15 protein-coding genes are annotated in these 18,103 nt (G+C 71.9%); 6 read left to right on the top strand and 9 right to left on the bottom strand.

Annotated features, from left to right (window positions below; translation table 11 throughout):
- The first annotated feature begins 24 nt into the window (after positions 1-24).
- From Q0P88_RS11545 to Q0P88_RS11535, 3 genes are read left to right on the top strand one after another with little or no spacing between them, the layout of a single operon-like run.
- Entirely contained in the window at positions 25-744 is a 720-nt protein-coding gene (locus tag Q0P88_RS11545) for a hypothetical protein (protein WP_295014259.1), read from the top strand.
- The gene (locus Q0P88_RS11540) at positions 741-1,652 is read left to right on the top strand and encodes a hypothetical protein (RefSeq protein ID WP_295014257.1); all 912 of its coding nucleotides are present in this window, start codon (positions 741-743) and stop codon (positions 1,650-1,652) included. Before Q0P88_RS11545 ends, Q0P88_RS11540 begins: the two co-directional genes overlap by 4 nt.
- Positions 1,649-3,169, top strand: coding sequence for an O-antigen ligase (locus tag Q0P88_RS11535; RefSeq protein ID WP_295014255.1), 1,521 nt, complete (start codon positions 1,649-1,651; stop codon positions 3,167-3,169). The genes Q0P88_RS11540 and Q0P88_RS11535 overlap by 4 nt, the downstream gene beginning before the upstream one ends.
- Here Q0P88_RS11535 and Q0P88_RS11530 read toward each other — a convergent pair.
- Entirely contained in the window at positions 3,133-5,685 is a 2,553-nt protein-coding gene (locus Q0P88_RS11530) for a DUF4082 domain-containing protein (RefSeq protein ID WP_295014253.1), read from the bottom strand. The two genes, Q0P88_RS11535 and Q0P88_RS11530, sit on opposite strands and share 37 nt — an antisense overlap.
- Before the next feature lie 160 nt (positions 5,686-5,845).
- Positions 5,846-7,627 carry a glycosyltransferase family 2 protein gene (locus tag Q0P88_RS11525; protein WP_295014251.1) on the bottom strand — a complete coding sequence of 594 codons (1,782 nt, stop codon included), beginning with the start codon at positions 7,625-7,627 and terminating at the stop codon, positions 5,846-5,848.
- A gap of 33 nt (positions 7,628-7,660) precedes the next feature.
- On the opposite strand from Q0P88_RS11525, the gene Q0P88_RS11520 reads away from it, so the two are divergent.
- On the top strand, positions 7,661-8,095 hold the full coding sequence (locus tag Q0P88_RS11520) for a VanZ family protein (protein ID WP_295014249.1): 435 nt from the start codon (positions 7,661-7,663) through the stop codon (positions 8,093-8,095).
- A 4-nt stretch (positions 8,096-8,099) separates the two neighbouring features.
- On the opposite strand, the gene Q0P88_RS11515 is transcribed toward Q0P88_RS11520, so the two are convergent.
- From Q0P88_RS11515 to Q0P88_RS11485, 7 genes are all read right to left on the bottom strand, one after another.
- Positions 8,100-9,143, bottom strand: a complete 1,044-nt coding sequence (locus Q0P88_RS11515) for a hypothetical protein (protein ID WP_295014247.1) — start codon at positions 9,141-9,143, stop codon at positions 8,100-8,102.
- Entirely contained in the window at positions 9,140-10,486 is a 1,347-nt protein-coding gene (locus Q0P88_RS11510; RefSeq protein ID WP_363316508.1) for an MFS transporter, read from the bottom strand. Before Q0P88_RS11510 ends, Q0P88_RS11515 begins: the two co-directional genes overlap by 4 nt.
- A gap of 6 nt (positions 10,487-10,492) precedes the next feature.
- Entirely contained in the window at positions 10,493-11,101 is a 609-nt protein-coding gene (locus Q0P88_RS11505) for a hypothetical protein (protein WP_295014245.1), read from the bottom strand.
- Positions 11,098-11,922, bottom strand: a complete 825-nt coding sequence (locus Q0P88_RS11500) for a WecB/TagA/CpsF family glycosyltransferase (RefSeq protein WP_295014243.1) — start codon at positions 11,920-11,922, stop codon at positions 11,098-11,100. Before Q0P88_RS11500 ends, Q0P88_RS11505 begins: the two co-directional genes overlap by 4 nt.
- A gap of 205 nt (positions 11,923-12,127) precedes the next feature.
- Positions 12,128-13,654, bottom strand: coding sequence for a sugar transferase (locus Q0P88_RS11495; RefSeq protein WP_295014241.1), 1,527 nt, complete (start codon positions 13,652-13,654; stop codon positions 12,128-12,130).
- Between the two features lie 406 nt (positions 13,655-14,060).
- Complete coding sequence (locus tag Q0P88_RS11490; RefSeq protein WP_295014239.1) at positions 14,061-14,933, bottom strand: helix-turn-helix domain-containing protein; 873 nt, start codon at positions 14,931-14,933, stop codon at positions 14,061-14,063.
- Between the two features lie 159 nt (positions 14,934-15,092).
- Positions 15,093-16,058, bottom strand: a complete 966-nt coding sequence (locus tag Q0P88_RS11485; RefSeq protein WP_295014237.1) for a Ppx/GppA phosphatase family protein — start codon at positions 16,056-16,058, stop codon at positions 15,093-15,095.
- A gap of 24 nt (positions 16,059-16,082) precedes the next feature.
- Here Q0P88_RS11485 and coaA point away from each other — a divergent pair, with 24 nt between their 5' ends.
- Both coaA and Q0P88_RS11475 read left to right on the top strand, forming a co-directional pair.
- The gene (gene coaA / locus Q0P88_RS11480; RefSeq protein WP_295014235.1) at positions 16,083-17,048 is read left to right on the top strand and encodes a type I pantothenate kinase; all 966 of its coding nucleotides are present in this window, start codon (positions 16,083-16,085) and stop codon (positions 17,046-17,048) included.
- Between the two features lie 149 nt (positions 17,049-17,197).
- Positions 17,198-18,103, top strand: a 906-nt coding sequence (locus Q0P88_RS11475; RefSeq protein ID WP_295014233.1) for a hypothetical protein, incomplete at its 3' end; no start/stop codon positions are given.

Below are 18,103 nucleotides of genomic sequence, written 5' to 3'. Positions count from 1 at the left end.
CATGATCCCAGGGGAGGGGATCCGGTGACTCTTCGAGACGTCTTGGGGGTGATCCGGCGACGGTGGTACGTGTTCGCCATCGCCGTCGTCTCGGCGTGCCTCCTCGCCGTGCTCTTCGCACGCGACGGCGGCACCTACAGCACGCGCACGGTCGTCTCGTTCACCCTCCCTGCGGCCAGCACGCTCACTCCCGACAACGGGACGAACAACGAGAGCATCATCGCGTTCGCAGGCACCGTCGCCGCGCAGGTCAATCAGGGCAGGCCCACGCCGCAGTACTCGCGGGGGGATGCTCCCTATTACGGCGCGGGCGTGCGCCAGGGTGCGCTCGTCGGGTTGCAGCAGGAGGGCACCCAGTGGGGTGCGAGCCACGGTTCGGCGATCATCGAGGTGCAGGTCGTCGGCCGCACCGAGCGATGGGTCGCCGACGAGCAGGCGCGGATCCTGGCCGAGATCCAGACCGTGGTGGCGACGGAGCAGTCCGTCGTCGCGGATGCCGACCAGCGCATCCGGGTGCACGTCGAGCCGCTCACGATGCGCATCGAGCACGTCACGGCGACGCGTTCCTCCCAGATCCTCGCCTATCTGGCGATGGCGGCGGCGGGCGCGCTGATCGGCTGGGGCGTGGCCCTGGTCCTGGACCGCTCGAAGATCCGGCGACGCGGCCACGCGCGCGGACGCGAGCACGCACGCACGCACGCCTGGACTCCGGCGCCGGGCGAGATCAAGGGGGAGACCGCATGAACGCTCTGGACACGCTGAGGGGGCTGCTCCGACGGTGGTACATCGTCGTCCCCGGCATCGTGCTCGCTCTCGTGGCGGCGGCGGGGGTGTGGACCACGGTCCACCCGGCGTACCAGCGGACCGCCTCCCAGCTCCTGCTGCCGGGACGGGGCACGCTGCCCGAAGGCGCCACGAACCCGTATCTCTACCTCGGCGGCCTCACCGCACCCGCCGACGTCCTCGTGCGCACCGTCGGCTCGGAATCCGCGCTGCAGCCCGTGCTCGCCCGGCATCCGGGCGTGCAGATCGAGGTCCTCCGGGATCCGGTGGCCTCGGGGCCGGTCGTGCTGACCAAGGTGACCGCGGACGACGACCGCACGGCAGGGAGCGTCCTCGCGCTCATGGTCGCCGCGAACGCCGACACCCTGAAGCAGCTGCAGGCGAAGGAGAGCATCCCCGAGAACGAGCGGATCACGCTGTCGACCCTCTCCGTCGACGAGAAGGGCACGCCGCAGCAACGCGGTCGCATCATCGCCGCGGGCGGAGTGGGGATCGGTGTGCTCGTCGTCGCCATCCTCGTGGCGAGCCTGGTCGACGGGCTGGCGACGCGCTCGCGCCGGCACACCGCGACGGAGCGGTCGGCGTCGACCCGCGTGCCGGGAGGGGATCCGCGGGACGACGACGCGCGGGACGACGAACCGCGGGACGACGAACTGCGGGACGAGGAGGCTCGGGACGAGGAGGCCCGGGGTGAGGAGCCGCGGGACGAGGAACCCGAGCCCGCGGTCGACGCCCGCACGGCACGCCACGACGCGCCGGACTCGGCGGACGACGCGGCGGACGTCCGAGAGGATCCCGACGCGGACGACGAGGATCCCGCTCTCGCCCTGCGCGGGCATCCCCGGGCCGGTTCGAAGAGCGCGCGGTGACCGGGGAACCGGCGCGGGTCCCGCGGCTCACGGCCCCGCCGGTCGAAGCGCGCCTGCACCGCTCGTTCCGCGGCGCTCGCAGGGGCGGAGCGGTCACGCTCCTGACGATCTACGTGGTGCTGCTGTTCGCGTTCCCGTCGAACATGACCATCGGCTCGCTGGGATCGCTCGGACGCCCGGCGATGCTCTGGGGGATCGTGCTGCTCGTCGTCTGGATGCTGACGCGCCTGCAGACCAGGGCGCACGACGTCGTCCCCGTCCGCCAGCCCGTGCGGTGGCTGCTCGGGCTGCTGCTCGTGATCGCGCTCGTCAGCTTCGCGGCGGCGCTGCTGCGCGGACAGCCGGCGGATCAGATCAGCCCCGCGTTCACGGCGATGCTGCGGCTGCTGTCCTGGGCCGGGGTGGTGCTCATCGCGGTCGACGGGCTCCGCACCTACAACGACGTCGCCACGCTGATCCGCGTGCTGGTGATCGGCGCGACGTGTCTGGCCGTGCTGGGGCTCGCGCAGTTCCTGACCAAGTCGACGCTGCTGGACTGGTTCTCCGCTCTGCCGGGCATCGCGATCGACGTGGGCGGCGTCGACGACCGGGGCGGATTCACGCGCGCGGCGGCGACCGCGACGAATCCTCTCGAGTTCACGGCGGCGATGGCGGCGATCCTCCCGCTCGCCATCGCGGCGGCCGCACTCGGCGGGTTCCGCGCCAAGACCTCCGCGCGCGGGTGGTGGTGGGTGCCGCCCGCGCTCATCGTGGTCGTCTCCGTGCTGGCCGTGTCGCGCTCCGCGACGATCGGACTCGCGATCGCGATCGTGGCCTCCGTGCCCGCGCTGCCGCGCGCGTATCGGTGGAGGGTGAGCCTGGCGGCCCTCGCGGCGATCGCGGTCGTCGTGGTCGTGGTTCCCGGACTGCTCAGCACCATCCTCGGACTCTTCACGGGCGCGGGCAGCGATCCCAGCACCCAGTCGCGGACCAACGCGTTCGCCCAGGTCCCCGAGTTCCTGGCGACGTCACCGCTCGTGGGCGACGGCTTCGGGACCTTCCTCGCCCGCTACTACATCTTCGACAACCAGTGGGTGCTGATGCTCATCGAGCTCGGGATCCTCGGGGTGCTGGCGCTCGCCGGGCTCGTCGGCGTCGCGATCTGGTCCGCGGCCTCCGTCGCGCGGCGGACGCCGTTCGACGACACCCGGACCCTGGGGCGCGCCGTGGCGGCGTCGATGGCGACCGTCGCCCTGCTCTTCCTGTTCTTCGACGGGCTCAGCTTCGCGATCTCCGCGGGAGTGTTCTTCCTCGTCGTCGGTCTGTGCGCGGCCGTGCGGACGATCGGCTCCGCGGACGGCGAGCACGTCGACGCCCACCGACGTCTCGGCGACCACCTGCGCGTGGAACACCGCGACCCGGAGGACGCCCCGCGCCCGATGCCCGTCGTCGTCGATCCGCGCCCCGGGGGGCCGGCACCGGACGGCACGGGCGGACCGGATCAGCCGATGCCGCAGGTCCCGCCGTCGTACCGGTAGATGTGCACGGCGTTGCCGTCGGCGAACCGGTCCGTGAACGTGCCGTCGACGACCGGGATCGTCCGGTTCTCGCCGAGGACGGTGACCGACGACGGTGCGCGGCATTGGGAGGTGATCGTGACGTCCTGCGCCGCGTTCGTCGCCGCCCCGGCGAGGACGTACAGTGATCCGCCCTGCACCTTGACCGAGGTGTCGACACTCCCGGTGGTGCGGACGAGGCCGTCCACGAACGGCGCGTTCAGGACCGGAGCGAGCGTCGCGATCTGCGCGTTCACGTCCCGGACCATGCCGCGCACGGCGCTCCCGCACGCGTCGCGCAGGACATGCTGCGAGATGCAGCTCCCGCCGAAGTTGTGGTTGAAGTAGATCACTCCCCTGGCGCCGTGGATGATCGAGCTCCACACCGCGGCGCGGATCTGGGGCCCTGTGATCGTCGGCGCCCCGTCGTCCTCGAAGGGGTGCCCCACCTCGACGAAGGCCCACACCGGCTTGCTCTCGTGCGGGGAGACGAGGGTGCGCAGCCGGTCCACGGTCCAGCCGTAGTTCGCGGCCAGGCGGCACTGCGACGGGGAGAGCGGATCCACCCCGTTCCCCGGCCCCCAGCCGCCCTCGGAGAAGCCGCAGATGTTGGGGTCGGTGAACCAGTAGTTGTCCGCGGAGACGAGATCGGCGTAGGTCAGGTAGCGGGCGGCCTGGGCGTTGCTGTCCCAGAAGGTCACGCCCTTGCCGAAGTTGGCGTAGGTCATCATGCCCGACGGTGCGTCCTTGAGGTTCGCCTCGAGCACGCTGTACCCGCACGTCGCGGTCGCGGGCGCGCAGATGTCGCCTTCGCCGGGATACAGGCCCGTCCACGGGCTGGAGCCGGGGCCGGCCCACATGTCGGCCTCGTCGGACATCAGGTATCCGGCGGCTCTGTCCGTGCGGGTGGTGAGCAGCGCCGTCATCCCTGCCGGCGCGAGCAGGGACAGATCGGAGCTCTCGGTGAGCTGCACGTAGGTGTTGAGGCCGATGGCCTTGTCGGCCGCGGTGTCGGCGGGCGACAGCACGCTCTCGAACCAGACGCCCACGGGGAAGTAGGCCGATGAGGTGGGCAGCCCGTTGCGGTACTGGCCGTAGTACGACGTGCCTCCGTCGACGGCGCGCAGCGTGACCCCGGGGAGAGGTGTCGATGGGTCGACCGGGTCCGGCGTGGACGGGGTCGTCGGTGTCGGAGTGCTGGTCGGCGTCGGGGTGCTGCTGGGCGTCGGGGAGGGCGTGGACGTCGGTGTCGGATCGGGCGTCGGTGTCGTCGTCGGATCGGGCGTCGGTGTCGGATCCGGCGTCGGTGTCGGCGTGGTCGTCGGATCCGGCGTCGCGGTGCCTGCCGTGAAGACGACGTCGACGTAGTAGTTGGAGTTCTGGTACACCTCGGTGGGGAACGAGCCGCTCCCATACGCGTACACGCCGGCGCTCACGGGAACGCTCAGCAGCGGGGTCGTGAGGCCCCGATCGAAGTATCCCGTGTCGGCGATGTACGCTCCGGCGGTCGCCAGGTAGGACACGACGTAGGTCTTGCCCCGTGAGACCGGGACCGGCGTGCTCAGCCGTGCCGTCTGCCATCCCTGTGCGGTCTCGGAGGAGAACTGCACGGTGGCGAGCACGTCACCGGTCTCGCTCCAGAGCGTGCCGGTATGCGGCCCCTGGTTCTCCCGCGACTTGTAGAAGCGCAGGGCCGAGATCGTCCCGTCCACGCGCGGCTGGAACCTCATTCCCAGCTCGACCGACTGGCGGTCGGTGTCGGTCGGGGTCGACGATCCGGCCCGCTCGTCGAACGCTCCGGTCGTGTTGCCGGCCGGTTCCGGCGTCGTCGGCGGCACGAAGGGATCGGTGGACTGCGCCGCCTCGAAGACCACGTCGACGAAGTAGTCGGAGTTGAGGTAGACGGAGGTCGGCAGGCGCCCCGGCGTGTAGGAGTAGACCCCCGCACCGGCGGGCAGGGTCAGCAGATCGGTGGAGACGGGCTGGTCGAAGGCGTTCTCCCGGACGGCGTAGGCGCCGCGCGGAGCGGTGTAGGAGACCGTGTAGGTCGCGCCGGCGCGCAGCGCCACGGCCTGCGGCAGTGCGGCCGTCTGCCATCCCGTCTCCGCGTCGCCGTGGACCGCGATGCGCGCGAGAACCTCGCCGCGTGGGCTCCACAGGGTGGCGATCTGCCCGTCCGGCTGGCGATCCGTCTTGTAGAGGCGCAGCGCGGTCACGCGTCCGTCGCTCCGGGGCACGAAGCGCAGGCCCACCTCCACCGCGCGCGCGTCGGGGTCGGTGGCCGGCGCGTCGTCGCTCGCCGCGAGCGCGGACACCTCGCGGATCGAGGAGACGGCCGGCGCGGCGTCCGCGGGAGCCGAGGACGGAGAGGTCGTCGCGCGGAAGACGCTGCCCGTTCGGGCGGCGGGGTCGTCGGTGGCTCCTCGCCACGACGCCTGGGCGGCTGCGGTCCCCGACACGACGAGCGCGGCGACGACGGCGATGATGACCGCCCGCACTCTTCGGTGCGAACGGCGGGACCTTCGGGTGTGGGCGGACGAAGCCATGGGGCGGGTGCTCTCGTGGTCGGGAGTGCGGGAGCGCAGGCGGACAGCTCAATATAACGACCCGGTATCGTTACGAGTCAAGACTCCGGGAGCGTGGTATATCGAAATCCCACTATCCCTGGAGTCTTCGCGACGTCTCGTCGCGCTCCCAGCGCGGCGAGGAGGGTGCGCGTCCGCGACGGCGCGCGGCCACGGTGACGGCGGCGAAGACCACCGCGTCGACGAACGACCCTGGGCCGTGGACGGTGCGCAGGAGTGCGCGTGCCGTCTGTGCGGAGTCGTCGACGCCCTGCTCGTCGGCACCGCGCCGTGCGCGCGCGATCACCGCCCGCAGGGCCCTCGTCGTCCGCGGAGGATGCACGACGACGGGCGGTGTGGGCGGGAACGCCTTCTGCGCGGCGGGGAACGCGTTCTCGACGTGCAGGTCGTCCGCGACCAGCGGCGGGAAGGGCGCGATGCGCGCGTGCCCCTCCTCGTCCACCGCGTAGATCCCGGCACCCCACAGGGCGGACGACATGGCGGGGATCCGGAACCGCGCGCGGTAGTACGCGCGCACGAGAGGGGTCGAGTGCGAGACGTCATACACGAACGCGGGGCGCGCCGCGTGCACGCCCGGGGCCCTCAGTGCCCGCAGGAGGCCGGGGATCGCCGCCGGAGGCAGCATCACGTCGGCGTCGAGATAGATCCTCGGCCACCCCCCAGCGATCCCGTCCGCCGCGTTCAGCGCGGCCACCTTCGACGGCACCGGCAGGTCGAGGACGCGGACGGCGTCGAAGCTCGCCGCGATCTGCGCGGTGCGGTCGGAGCATCCGTTGCACGCGACGATCACCGACAGCGCTCCGGCGCGGACCGGACCCTGCAGAGGGGTCAGCGTGCGGCCGATGACCGCCTCCTCGTCGTGGGCCGGGATCACGACCGTGGGCGGGGCGGGCTCCGCCGAGCCGGACCAGGTCGCGTGCGGCAGCAGGGACCACCGGCGCGGCTGGCGCACTGCCGACAGTGCGGCGCGGTGCCGCGGCGATCGCGCCGCACGCATCGCCTCGCCGACGAGCACGCCCCACCGGAAGGCGCCGGCGCGCGCCGGCGCGTGCTTGTGCACATAGCGCACCCGGTTCACCGCCTGCAGGGCGGCGAGCGCAGGGGAGGAGCCGGACTTGCCCTGACTGTGCGCCACGGTCGCCGCAGGATCCAGCCACACGTCGAACCCGGCATCGCGCACGCGGCGGCAGTAGTCGGTTTCCTCGGAGTAGAGGAAGAAGCGCTCGTCCCACTCGCCGACTGCGGCGATCGCCTCGCGGGTGAGGAGCATCGCCGCGCCGCTCACCCAGTCCGCTCGCCGCGCGGTGCCGTACGCGTCCGGGGAGCGCACCCACTCGGTCAACGCCGCAGGTCTCGACGCCCAGACCGGGCCCAGCAGGGCGTCGCACCACGCTCTGAGGACGCCGGGTTCGTGGAAGATCGAGGGCGTGAGCGCTCCGTCGTCGTCGACGATGCGGGGGGCGATCACCCCCGCGCGCGGATGACGCCCTGTGCTCGCCAGCAGGGCGGCGATCGCTCCGGGGGCCACGCGGAGGTCCGGGTTGAGGATCAGCACGGCAGGCGCGTCCCGCGCGTGCTCCATCGCGGCGTTCACCCCGGCCGCGTAGCCCAGATTCCCTCCGGTGCGGAACGAGAGGACGTCGGGGTGCAGCGCGAGTGCCGCCATCGTGTCGTCGTCCGGCGAGTTGTCGGCCACGACGACCCGCAACCGGGTCGCGGCGGCCTCCGCGCGGAGCGACGCGAGGAGCGCGGGCACCTCGTCCTGGTTCCGATAGGTGACCACGACGACGGCGACATCGACCTCGCCCTCGTCGACGAAGGACGCCGGGTGCGGGTCGTTCGGCTCCGCGCTCACCGGGAACGCTCCGCTGCGGGCAGAATGAGGACCGTGCGAACAGGGGTGGCCGGACGCCAGAAGTGGGCGATGGGGTGCCTCATCGCGTATCTGCTCGCCCTGGGGGTCATCGTGCTGACACCGATCTCGTACGGAGCCGTCGTGCTCGCGATCAGGGACCGGATCCATGCGGCCACGGGCGCGTCCTTCGGCGCAGGGTGGGTGGAGTTCGCCGGCAACGTCATCCTCTTCCTTCCGCTGGGCTTCCTGCTCACCCTGCTGTTCCGCCACGCCTGGCGCGGCACGGTGCTCGCGATCCTGCTGTCGGTCGCGGTGGAGCTGGCGCAGATCGTGATCCCGGATCGCACGCCGAGCCTGCGCGACGTCGCCGCGAACGCGCTCGGGGCCGTGGTCGGGGCCGCGGCCGCGTGGCTGCTCGTGCTGCGGCGGGAGCGGGGGCGCACGGCGGGCCGGTCCGGCACCGAGTGAGCGGTCACGGCGTCTTCCCCGCGCCGTGGACCACCGTCGGCGACCAGGCGTGCGCGATGAACTTCTGCGGCGTGCGGGATCCGTCGGCGTCCAGCCGCCACACGTCGGAGTCGCCCGGCGCGCCGTTCGGCATGCCGTAGAGGAGCGTGGTGTCGTCGAGCCAGGCGATCTGATCGTCGACGGAGCGCTTCTCGACCGAGAGCACCGACACCGTGCCCGATGCGATGTCGTAGATCGCGGGCGACCAGTGCACGGTCGGCCCCGAACCGGAGGTGACCCGTTTGAACGCGATCCTGCGTCCGTCGGGGGAGAGCGAAGGGCACTCGACGGTGTCGGTGACCGTGCGCATCGTGTGCGTGGCGATGTCGCCTTCGACGAGGTACGTCCGTCCGGTCAGCGTCATCCCCACGGTCGCGTAGAAGTGCTCGTCGTCGACGAACGTGACCCCCCAGTAGTTGCGATCGACCGGCGCGCTCTGCTGACCGTCGATCAGCAGGGTCCAGTCTTCGAGGGTTCCCTCGTCCTCGCCGTTCGCGGTCTTGCGGATCCTGGTCTCGGTCGAGAAGCCGACCGAGGCGTAGGCGTGCCCGGTCACGAACGAGGTCGTCGCGACCAGGGAGCCGTCCGGCGAGAAGCGGGTGCGACTCGGCACGCCGGGCAGCGGCCACTCCTGCTGCGGCGTGCCGTCGGCGTCGTAGAGCCGCGCCGTGTAGTGGGGGGTGATGCCGCGTTCAGACAACAGGCACGAGAGCAGCGTCGGCGTGGCGGAGACCCGGTCGCAGGCGATCGAGGTGAGCGCTCGCGTGCCCTCGGGATCCGCGAGCGGCACGCTGGCGACGAGACCGTAGCCCTGTCCTGCCGCGGTGTTGCGGAAGACGATCCGATCCCCGCTGCCGAGCGCCTTCCCGCCCTCGGTCGTGCCGACGGAGGAGGGGCGGTCCTGCCGCGCCTGATACTGCGCCCAGGACACGGCGCCCACGCCGGCGGTCGCGCCGAGGGCGAGGACGGCCACGATCGCGATGAGGATCCACTTGAGGCGCGCGCTCACGTGCCGACCTCCTGACCCCTGGCCGACAGGAAGGGCCTCAGCAGAAGGGCGACGAGGGGGACCGCGACGATGAGGAGCGCCGCAACGATCAGCATCGAGGGCTGCCGGCCGAGGGTGTACCAGAGGACTCCGAAGCCGGCCGCGGAGACGAACCGGGTGAGCGCCACGACCGTCTGCGCCGCGGCGATGCCCGTTCCGTGAGTCTCCGGGGTCGTCAGCTGGGCGGCCAGCGCGGCCAGCACCCCGTCCGTCGCGGCGTAGAAGGCGCCGAGGCAGAGCAGGCAGAGCAGCGTGGCCGCGATGTCCGAGAGCGGGGTGACCGCGATCAGGTACGCCGCCAGCAGCCCGACGTGGCCGAAGACGAACACGCGCGCCCGGCCGATCCGGTCGGCGAGCCGGCCCAGCGGGATCGCGAAGGCCAGGAAAGCGACGTTCGTGCCGACGTAGAGAAGAGGGAACCACTGCGCCGCGAAGCCGCTGCGGGCCTGCAGCACGAGGTAGACGAAGCCGTCGCCGATCGTGAGCAGTCCCAGGATTCCCGCGGCCGCCAGCACGCGGCGCATCGGCCCGCTGAACACCTCCGAGAGGCGCACGCGTCTCCGTGCCGGTGCCGTTCCCGCCGCGGGGACGTCTGCGGTCGGGGCGCCACGTGGGACCAGCGGACCACGGGTGCGCACGTCGGGGACGAAGAGGCCGAGGATCACCACGCCCAGCGCGGCGAAGGCGAGCGAGGCGACGAAGACGGTCCCGAACCCGTCCGGGATCAGCAGCAGGATCACGAAGGCGAGCAGCGGGCCGACCGCCGCACCGATGTTGTCGAGCGTGCGATGGACCCCGAACGAGACCCCGAGCGTCTCGGGACGCGACGAGGCCGTGATCACGGCGTCGCGGGGTGCGGTGCGGATCCCCTTGCCGATGCGATCCGCCGAGATCACGGCCGTCAGGACGCCGAAGCCCGCGCCGAACAGCAGGCCGACGCGCGCCACGGCCGCCACCGCGTACCCGACGAACGCGACCCATTTCGGGCGGTCCAGGCGGTCGGAGGTGTAGCCGCCCGCGATGCGGACGAGTGCGCTCACGCCCTGGTAGAGCCCGTCGAGGAACCCGAACGCGATTGTCGACATACCGAGATATGCCGTGACGTACAGCGGAAGGATCGCGGTGAGGGACTCCGAGGAGATGTCGGTGAGCATCGAGACGATCCCGAACGCGACGACCGTGGACGAGACCGTGCGGATCCCGCGAGGCCTCTTCGTGCGCTTCGCTGCGCCGCTGTCGTCCGGCGCGTCCGTCGCGGCTGTCTCGTCTGTCGGCGAGGGCTTGTTCGAGAAGGAGATGTACACGGCGCCTCACTCCGTCCGGAACACGCCGGAGAGCGTGTAGCGATTGCCGGTGCCGGACGAGGAGATCGCGAGGGTGACCGACTCGTACGCGCCGGTGAACGAGAGCGTGCCGTCCGAGGTGGTCTCGGGATGCAGCCCGAGGCCGGCCCACAGCTGCTGGTAGTGGGCGCGGATGTCGTCCTCCGGCGACGTGCTCGATGCGATCAGCGTGGCCTGCATCCGGGTGCCCTCGGTCGCGATCGAGGTCGAGCCGAGCGTGGATCCGGGCAGCGGACCGAGCACGTTCTCGGGGAATCCGGCGACGACGGCGCCGTCGGCGGAGCCCGATGCGGGAAGGGGCGCCTTCACGAGCGGCGTCTCGTCGGACAGGGGAGGCAGACCGGTTCCCGGGGTGGCGGTGGGCGGGCGCACCTCGGATCCCGAGGTCGGGGTGGCGCCGGGACGCGGCCCCGCGACCGTCGCGGTGGGAGCGGGCGCGGCGGATCCGGCCCCCGGCCCCGCGACCCAGAACCAGACGGCGATCGCCACGCCGACGACGACGACCGCCAGCACTCCGATCAGCACGGCGCGCATCGCCGGCGTGAGGCCGGTCCGCCGAACCTCCGGCGCGGTCACGAGCGGCCCTCCGTGCGCGAGCGTCGCACGGCCAGATACGCGGGCGGTCCCTGGACGAGATACCGGCGCGCGAGGCGACGCGGCTCGCGCGCGAGCCGCCACGCCCATTCGAGACCCGCGCGGGACACCCATGCGGGTGCGCGTCGGATGCGTCCGCCGAGGAAGTCCACGACGGCGCCGAAGGCCAGCAACACCCGGGCGCCGGACGCCGCGCCGTAGCGCTGGATCCACTCCTCCTGGCGGGGCTTGCCGAGACAGACGAGGAGGATGTCGACCGAGGCCGCGCGGATCGCGTGCGCCACGCGGGTTTGCGTGGCGTCGTCGGCGAGCTCCGACCGGGTGGGGGACCAGCGTCCGGCGAACCGCAGCGCGGGCCAGTCCGTACGCAGCCGCCGCTGCATCGCGGACGTGGCCTCGTCGCTGCCGCCGATCACGCCGACCGAGAGCCCGGCGGACGCGGCCCGCATGAGGATCCCCTCGATCAGATCGCTCCCCGCCAGACGCGGGTGCGCGAGGCCGGTGAGGCGACGGGCCTGGGCCGCGATGGGGGCGCCGTCGATGAGGTTGAACCACTCCGGTCCCTCCTCGGAGGTCTCTGCCGGGAAGACGGGGAAGTGATGGACGTGATCGAGGTTGATCGAGGCCACGGCGAGCGGGCGTCGTCCCGCGGCACCGGCGGACGACGAGATCACGCGCTGGGCCTGCTCCTCGTCGACCAGATGCACCGGGCTGCCCGCGATCCGGACGACCCGGATCCTCTCCAGCAGGTCGTTCCCCTGTTGCGGCGATCGTCGCCCACCGCGTTCCCCTACGTCCGACATCGCTGCCGCCTCCCCACGGCCCTCCCCGGCCGTAACCCCAGCCGCGGTCCTCCCCGAACCGCGTCCCTTGCACCGATATTGTCACGTCCTAGGGATCCGCGACCAGGGTTTCGCCATTGCTCTGGGGGAGGAAGAGCACAGGAGGCGACGGGAGGCCTGGTCGCGGATCCGGTCCTGCACGGCCGCTGTCTGCGGCCGAAATCTGTCAGTAGGCTCCGCTCGGCTGGAGCATCACCCTGGCGGTGCGCCACATGATCCGGACGTCGTCCGGGACGCTCCAGTTCTCGACGTATCTCAGGTCGAGGCGGACGCTCTCCTCCCAAGAGAGGTCGCTGCGTCCCGAGACCTGCCAGAGGCCGGTGATCCCCGGCTTCACGAAGAGGCGGCGGGTCACATGCTCCTCGTAGCCGACGACCTCCCTGGGCAGCGGCGGCCGGGGGCCGACGACGCTCATGTCTCCGGTGAGCACGTTCCAGAACTGCGGCAGCTCGTCGAGCGAGAGCTTGCGCAGGATCCGGCCGACGCGGGTCACCCGGGGATCCTCCTTCATCTTGAACAGGAGACCCGAGCCCTGGTTCTGCTCCCCGAGGGAGGCGAGTCGCGCCTCGGCGTCCGTGCTCATCGAGCGGAACTTGACCATGCGGAACAGCCGGCCGTCCCGCCCGACACGTTCCTGCAGGAACAGCACCGGTCCGGGGGAGTCGAGCTTGATGAGCACCGCCAGCACGGGGGCCATCATCGCGATCGGGATCAACGCGATCGTCGCGACGACCACGTCGAGGATCCGCTTGCACACGTGCGCGAGGCCGCGGTACTCGGTGAGTCGCATGCGGATGAGCGGGAGCCCGTCCACCGCGGAGAACCGCAGGCGAGGGGCGGTCACGTCCGGAAGACGATTGGAGAGCACCAGCTCGGCGGCGGTGCCCTCCAATCGCCAGCTCAGTCGCTTGACGAAGTCGGGGTCCCCAGCCGGGCGACTCGTCACGACGACCGTATCGGTGCCGAGCTGCGCTGCGACGGTCCCCACCGTGAGCGCATTCCCGAACACCGGGATCCGCACGTCTCCGACGAGGAGATCGCGCGCATTGCCGTCCAGCAGGGTCGCCCCAACGACCTGGTAGCCGGACTTCTCGGCCGGCAGCAGCGCCCGAATCGCGCTCTCGACGTCGTCGCGGTCGCCCACGACGAGCGCACGGGAGGCGAATCGGCCGCTCCTCCGGTGGGCCTGCAGCCGTGCGCGCCAGAGGAGGCGGCCGGCGAGCAGACCCGTCGCGCCGAGCGGCAGCGCCGCCAGGACCATCGGTCGCATCGCCTGTCCGCCCCAGACGACGACGGCGATGGCGACGATGCCGAAGGAGAGGACGGTGGCGTTCGTCAACGCCTTCGCCTCCTCCCGGCGCGAACGGAACAACGCCGCGTCGCGGGTGCGCAGCAGCGTGAGCAGTCCCAGCCAGAGCACGGCGAGCAGAACCGCGCGAAGGGCGACGCCGGACGGCGTCACGCCTTCGCGCAATTCGATCGCGGCTCCGACGGCGACGGCGCACAGCACCGTCGCGGAGTCGCTCAGCTGCAGGCGCGCGCGAAAGCGGCGCTCCCAGTCCCGCCGACGCGTGAGCGTGGCGGTGGCGCGCGGTGCCGCCGATGCGCCGGCCGCGACGGGCTCGCCCGTCATCGGCATCGGCGCGGCGACAGCCGTGCGCGTGAGGCTCAGAGCCTCCTCGACGGACGTCATGTCGAGGCTCCACGAACCATCGTGAAACGCAATCCCCAGTGCGTCATCGCCTTTCCCCAGTGCTTTTCCCCAGACCGACCGCGGGCAGCGGACGGAGCGATCGCACGACAACCGACCCCTCGGTGTCGCCTACTCCCGTGATCCCACATCACGGGCTTCCGGTCCGTTCCCACACGGCTCGGATTCGCAGACGACAGGTGCGAACGTTGCGACTCTAGCGGATCCAGCACGTCGGCGGAAGCCGTGTGGACGACTCTTTCATTCTGGAATACCGATGTGCGTCCCGGGCGCCGATCGAGGACGCGCAGTGGCGTCCGCAGCTGCGCGCACGGTCCCGGGCAGGGTGCTTCCCCGAGGCTCTCGACTCTCCTCGGCCCGCTCCGGCGAGATCTTCACACCGGGGAGATCAGGATCCCCGAGGGCCCTGCACCGGGCCGAGCGGGCGCCCGCGGATCGCGCTCGGAGACGGGAGCCCCGCCGCACGCAGTGCCCTGCGCAGTTGCAGGGCGCCGGAGAACCCCGAATGCGCGGCGACCTCGTCGATGCTCAACTCTGCCAGATCCGGATCGGTCAGCAGAGACTCCGCGACCTCGACCCTGAGCGCCCGCAAGGTGGCCGCGGGAGTGGTTCCCCCCTCCGCGAAGGCCCTCTCCAGATGGCGCAGCGACACGTGCAGCTCGTCGGCGAGTTCTGCGACCGTGAAGTCCGGATCGTCGCGGTGCACCCGCATCGCCGACCGCGCCCGCTCTTCGAGGGGGACGGGATCGTGGTCGGGCGCCGAGACCGCCGCGAGCTCCCGCAGCGCCCCTGCCGTCATGTCGGTGAGCAGCCGTTCGATCGCGTACTGCGAGACGAGCGTGCTCGCTTCGCGGGCGCGGGCGATCGTCCGGGAGAACGCACGGAAAGCGATGATCATGGGCGAAGCGGGCAGCACCGAGGTGGCGGGCGGCGCGTGCCGCTGTCGACCCTGCAGTGCCTCCCAGGCCACCCAGATCGCGACGATCTCGGAGGTGCTGCTCCAGACGAGGGTCTGCGTCGCGCCGGGCGGCACGAACAGGCCGGCGGGGGGACGGCGCTCGTCGGCGTCGTCGCCGCGGGGGAAGAGCACCGCTGCGCGCGCGGCCTCCGGGGGGCGCTCGCGCCACGTCCAGGAGCGGGCCCGAGGTCGGTGCACGGTCACCAGCACGGACCGATAGCGCTCCGCCGCGACCATCCCCGCCTCGTGCGCGCTCAGTCCCAGATGTCCCTCGAGCACGTGCGAGGGTGCGACGAAGTCCATCGTTCAGCGTCCCCTCTGCCCGAATCGTTCCGTTATGTTATCTCGTTTCCCAGCGGTTTCGCAGCTTTGAGGGGGTCCAGGGACGCGGGCCGCGAGGCGGCGTGGGAGGAGGCGTCGACGTCTTCGAGTGATCCCGGAGGGCGCCGTTCCGCGGCCGGTTCACTCCTTCTGGCGCGTCCGGTCGTCCTCGGGCGCGCGGTGCGCCTGATCCTCGATGTAGCGCAGGAGCACACCCTCGCGCAGCGCCCACGGCGACACCTCCAGCTCGTCCACGCGCAGCGCGGTCATGGCGGTGTGCAGCGCGACCGCGGCGGCGACGATCTGGAACGTGCGGTCGGCGGTGATGCCGGGCAGCTCCTGGCGCGCGGACGCGGGGAGGCGCGCGAGCCGGGGGATCCACGCTCCGAGGGCCTCCCGGGGCAGCAACATGCGTTCCGATCCGGACCAGCCCGGGGCCGGGTACCCCACAAGGCGGGCGAGGGAGCGGATCGCCTTGGACGAGCCGACGACGTGATCCGGTCGCGGGAGCGCCGCGAACGCCGTGGCGATCGGTTCCACCAGCGCGGCCGCGTGCGCCCGGAGCCGTTCGACCGCGGCCTCGCCGGGCGGGTCGTCGGGGAGGAACTGCACGGTGAGCCGTCCGGCGCCCAGAGGTACCGAGGCGGCGAGGTCCGGCAGCTCCTCCGACCCCGCGGCGAGCTCGAGCGAGCCGCCGCCGATGTCGAAGAGGAGGATCTGCCCCGCTGCCCAGCCGAACCACCGGCGCACCGCGAGGAAGGTCAACCGCGCCTCGGTCTCTCCATCCAGCACCTGCAGCGGCTGACCGAGCGCGGCCTCGATCCGCGCGATCACCTCGGCGCCGTTCGTCGCCTCCCGCACGGCGCTCGTGGCCGTCGCGAGCAGCGCGTCGACCCGTTCCTGGCCGGCGACCCTCCGCGCCTGGCGCACGGCGTCCTCGAGGGCGGCGACGCCCTCGTCGCTGATCGCACCCGCGGGGGTGAGGTACCGCATGAGACGGAGCACCGAGCGATCGCTCGTCGTCGCGAGCGGACGGCCGCCGGGATGCACGTCGGCGGCGAGCAGGTGGACGGTGTTGGATCCGATGTCGAGCACTCCCAGACGCACGGGACGAGAATACGCGCCGATACGATGGAGAGCGTGAGTCCCGAGCCCGTCGAGCCGTCCACCCCGTCGGCGATGTCGCCGTACCGCCGCATCGACCGTGCCGACTGGGCGCGCCTCGCCGCAGACCTCGACCAGCCGCTCAGCGAGACCGAGGTCGTCGAGATCCGCGGCATCGGCGATCGGCTCGACCTCGCGGAGGTGCGCGAGGTGTATCTGCCGCTCAGCCGCCTGCTGAGCCTCTACGCGACCTCGACCAAGAGGCTCGGCGAGGCGACCAGCCGCTTCCTCGGCGAGGACGACGACACGACGCCCTTCGTGGTCGGCGTCGCCGGATCCGTCGCGGTCGGCAAGTCCACGATCGCCCGCCTGCTGCGCGAACTGATGAGTCGCTGGCCCGGCACGCCCCGCGTCGAGCTCGTCACGACCGACGGCTTCCTGTACCCCAACGCGGAGCTGGAGCGCCGCGGCATCATGGACCGCAAGGGCTTCCCCGAGTCCTACGACCGGCGCGCCCTCATCGAGTTCCTCACCAGGGTGAAGAGCGGTGCGGCCGAGGTGCGCGCACCGTTCTACTCGCACATCCGATACGACATCGTCCCCGACGCCCACGTCGTGGTCCGCCGGCCCGACGTCGTCATCGTCGAGGGGCTCAACGTCCTCCAGCCCCCTCCTGCGCCGAACGACGTCGCGGTGAGCGACCTCTTCGACTTCTCCATCTACGTCGATGCCGAGCTCGAGCACGTCACGCAGTGGTACGTGGACCGTTTCCTCGCGCTGCGCGAGGGGGCGTTCACGAACCCGTCCTCCTACTTCAACGTGTTCGCGCATCTCACCGACGACGAGGCGGTCGCCACGGCCCTCGGCTACTGGAACGAGATCAACCTGCCGAACCTCGTCGAGAACGTGATGCCCACCAAGCACCGGGCCACCCTCGTGCTGAACAAAGGCGCGTCGCACGCCGTGGAGTCGGTGCTCCTCCGCAAGCTCTGAGCGCCGCGGCCCCGCCTGTCGGGCCGCGCGCGGTCACCGCGGGGCATCGTTCACGGACTCGTTCGCCGCCCGTGCGCTATATCGGTTTATGATCTCAGGGCAGTATGTCGCTTCTGGGGAGAAGGCATGCGCGGACCGGGAAGGGCGAGATGGGGATTGCCGCGATCGTCGACCGCGCGCTGCGCACGCTCGAGGGCGGGTCCGTCCCGCCGCTCGCCGCGCGGAGCCTGCCCGCTGCCGAGGCGACCAGGCACGCGCTCGCGGCCGGTGACGACTGGGCCTGGAGGGCGCGCGCGGAGGACACGGTCCTCGGCGTCGTCGTCGCGGACGCGCCCCTGGTGCTCCGGGTCGACGACGGGGCGGCGCGGATCCTGCCCGGCGGCGCGTTCTGCCTCCTGCACCCCGAGCGCGCCGTCCGCCTGCGCGCGCTGGGCGGCGGATCGCTCCTCGGCCTCTGGCTGCCACGGGCGACGCTCTCCGGCCTCGAGCCCGCGGCCGGAGCCCTCGACCCGCATCTCCCGTCCGGTCCTCTCGCCGACGGCCTGCGCCTGTCGCTCGATGCGCGCCTGACGGTTCCCGCCGTCCCCGCCGATTCCGCAGTGCGCGCCGATCCTGCCGATCCTGCCGATCCGGCCGTCGCGCACGCCGCCGCCCTGCTGACCGGGACGGGCGTGGCCCTCGTCGCCGAGGGCGTCGCCCGGGCGGCGGAGCGCGCCGGTGATCGCGCGGGCGCCGCCGCGGCGCTCGACGCGGTGCGCAAGGCCACGTTCAAGCCGCTCACCGGCCACATGTCCATCGCGGCGCCGCGGATCGTCGTGTCAACCGTCCTCGCGCCGGTGGTCGACGCCTTCAGCGCTTTGCATCCCAAGTTGAACCTGCACGTCAGGTCCGTCGACCAGGCCACGCCGGCGATTCAGGGGGAAGACGAGGTGTGCTTCAGCTTCGGGCCGATGCTGGAGCAGGCCGTCAGCAGCACCTTCCTGATGGAAGCGCTACTCCTGTACTGCTGTCTCTTATACACATCTGACGCTGCCGACGATCTTACGCGTGTAGAT

Source organism: uncultured Microbacterium sp., assembly GCF_945952435.1.
GTDB lineage: Bacteria > Actinomycetota > Actinomycetes > Actinomycetales > Microbacteriaceae > Microbacterium.
Note: the sequence above shows the minus strand (reverse complement) of the source record. Positions and strands in the feature narration are given on the sequence as shown.

Bases quoted from the DNA above. Each gene is read 5' to 3' on its own strand.
- Q0P88_RS11540 (WP_295014257.1), top strand. From the start codon at position 741: ATGAACGCTCTGGACACGCTGAGGGGGCTGCTCCGACGGTGGTACATC.
- Q0P88_RS11500 (WP_295014243.1), bottom strand. From the start codon at position 11,922: ATGTCGGACGTAGGGGAACGCGGTGGGCGACGATCGCCGCAACAGGGG.
- Q0P88_RS11495 (WP_295014241.1), bottom strand. From the start codon at position 13,654: ATGACGTCCGTCGAGGAGGCTCTGAGCCTCACGCGCACGGCTGTCGCC.
- Q0P88_RS11490 (WP_295014239.1), bottom strand. From the start codon at position 14,933: ATGGACTTCGTCGCACCCTCGCACGTGCTCGAGGGACATCTGGGACTG.
- coaA (WP_295014235.1), top strand. From the start codon at position 16,083: ATGGAGAGCGTGAGTCCCGAGCCCGTCGAGCCGTCCACCCCGTCGGCG.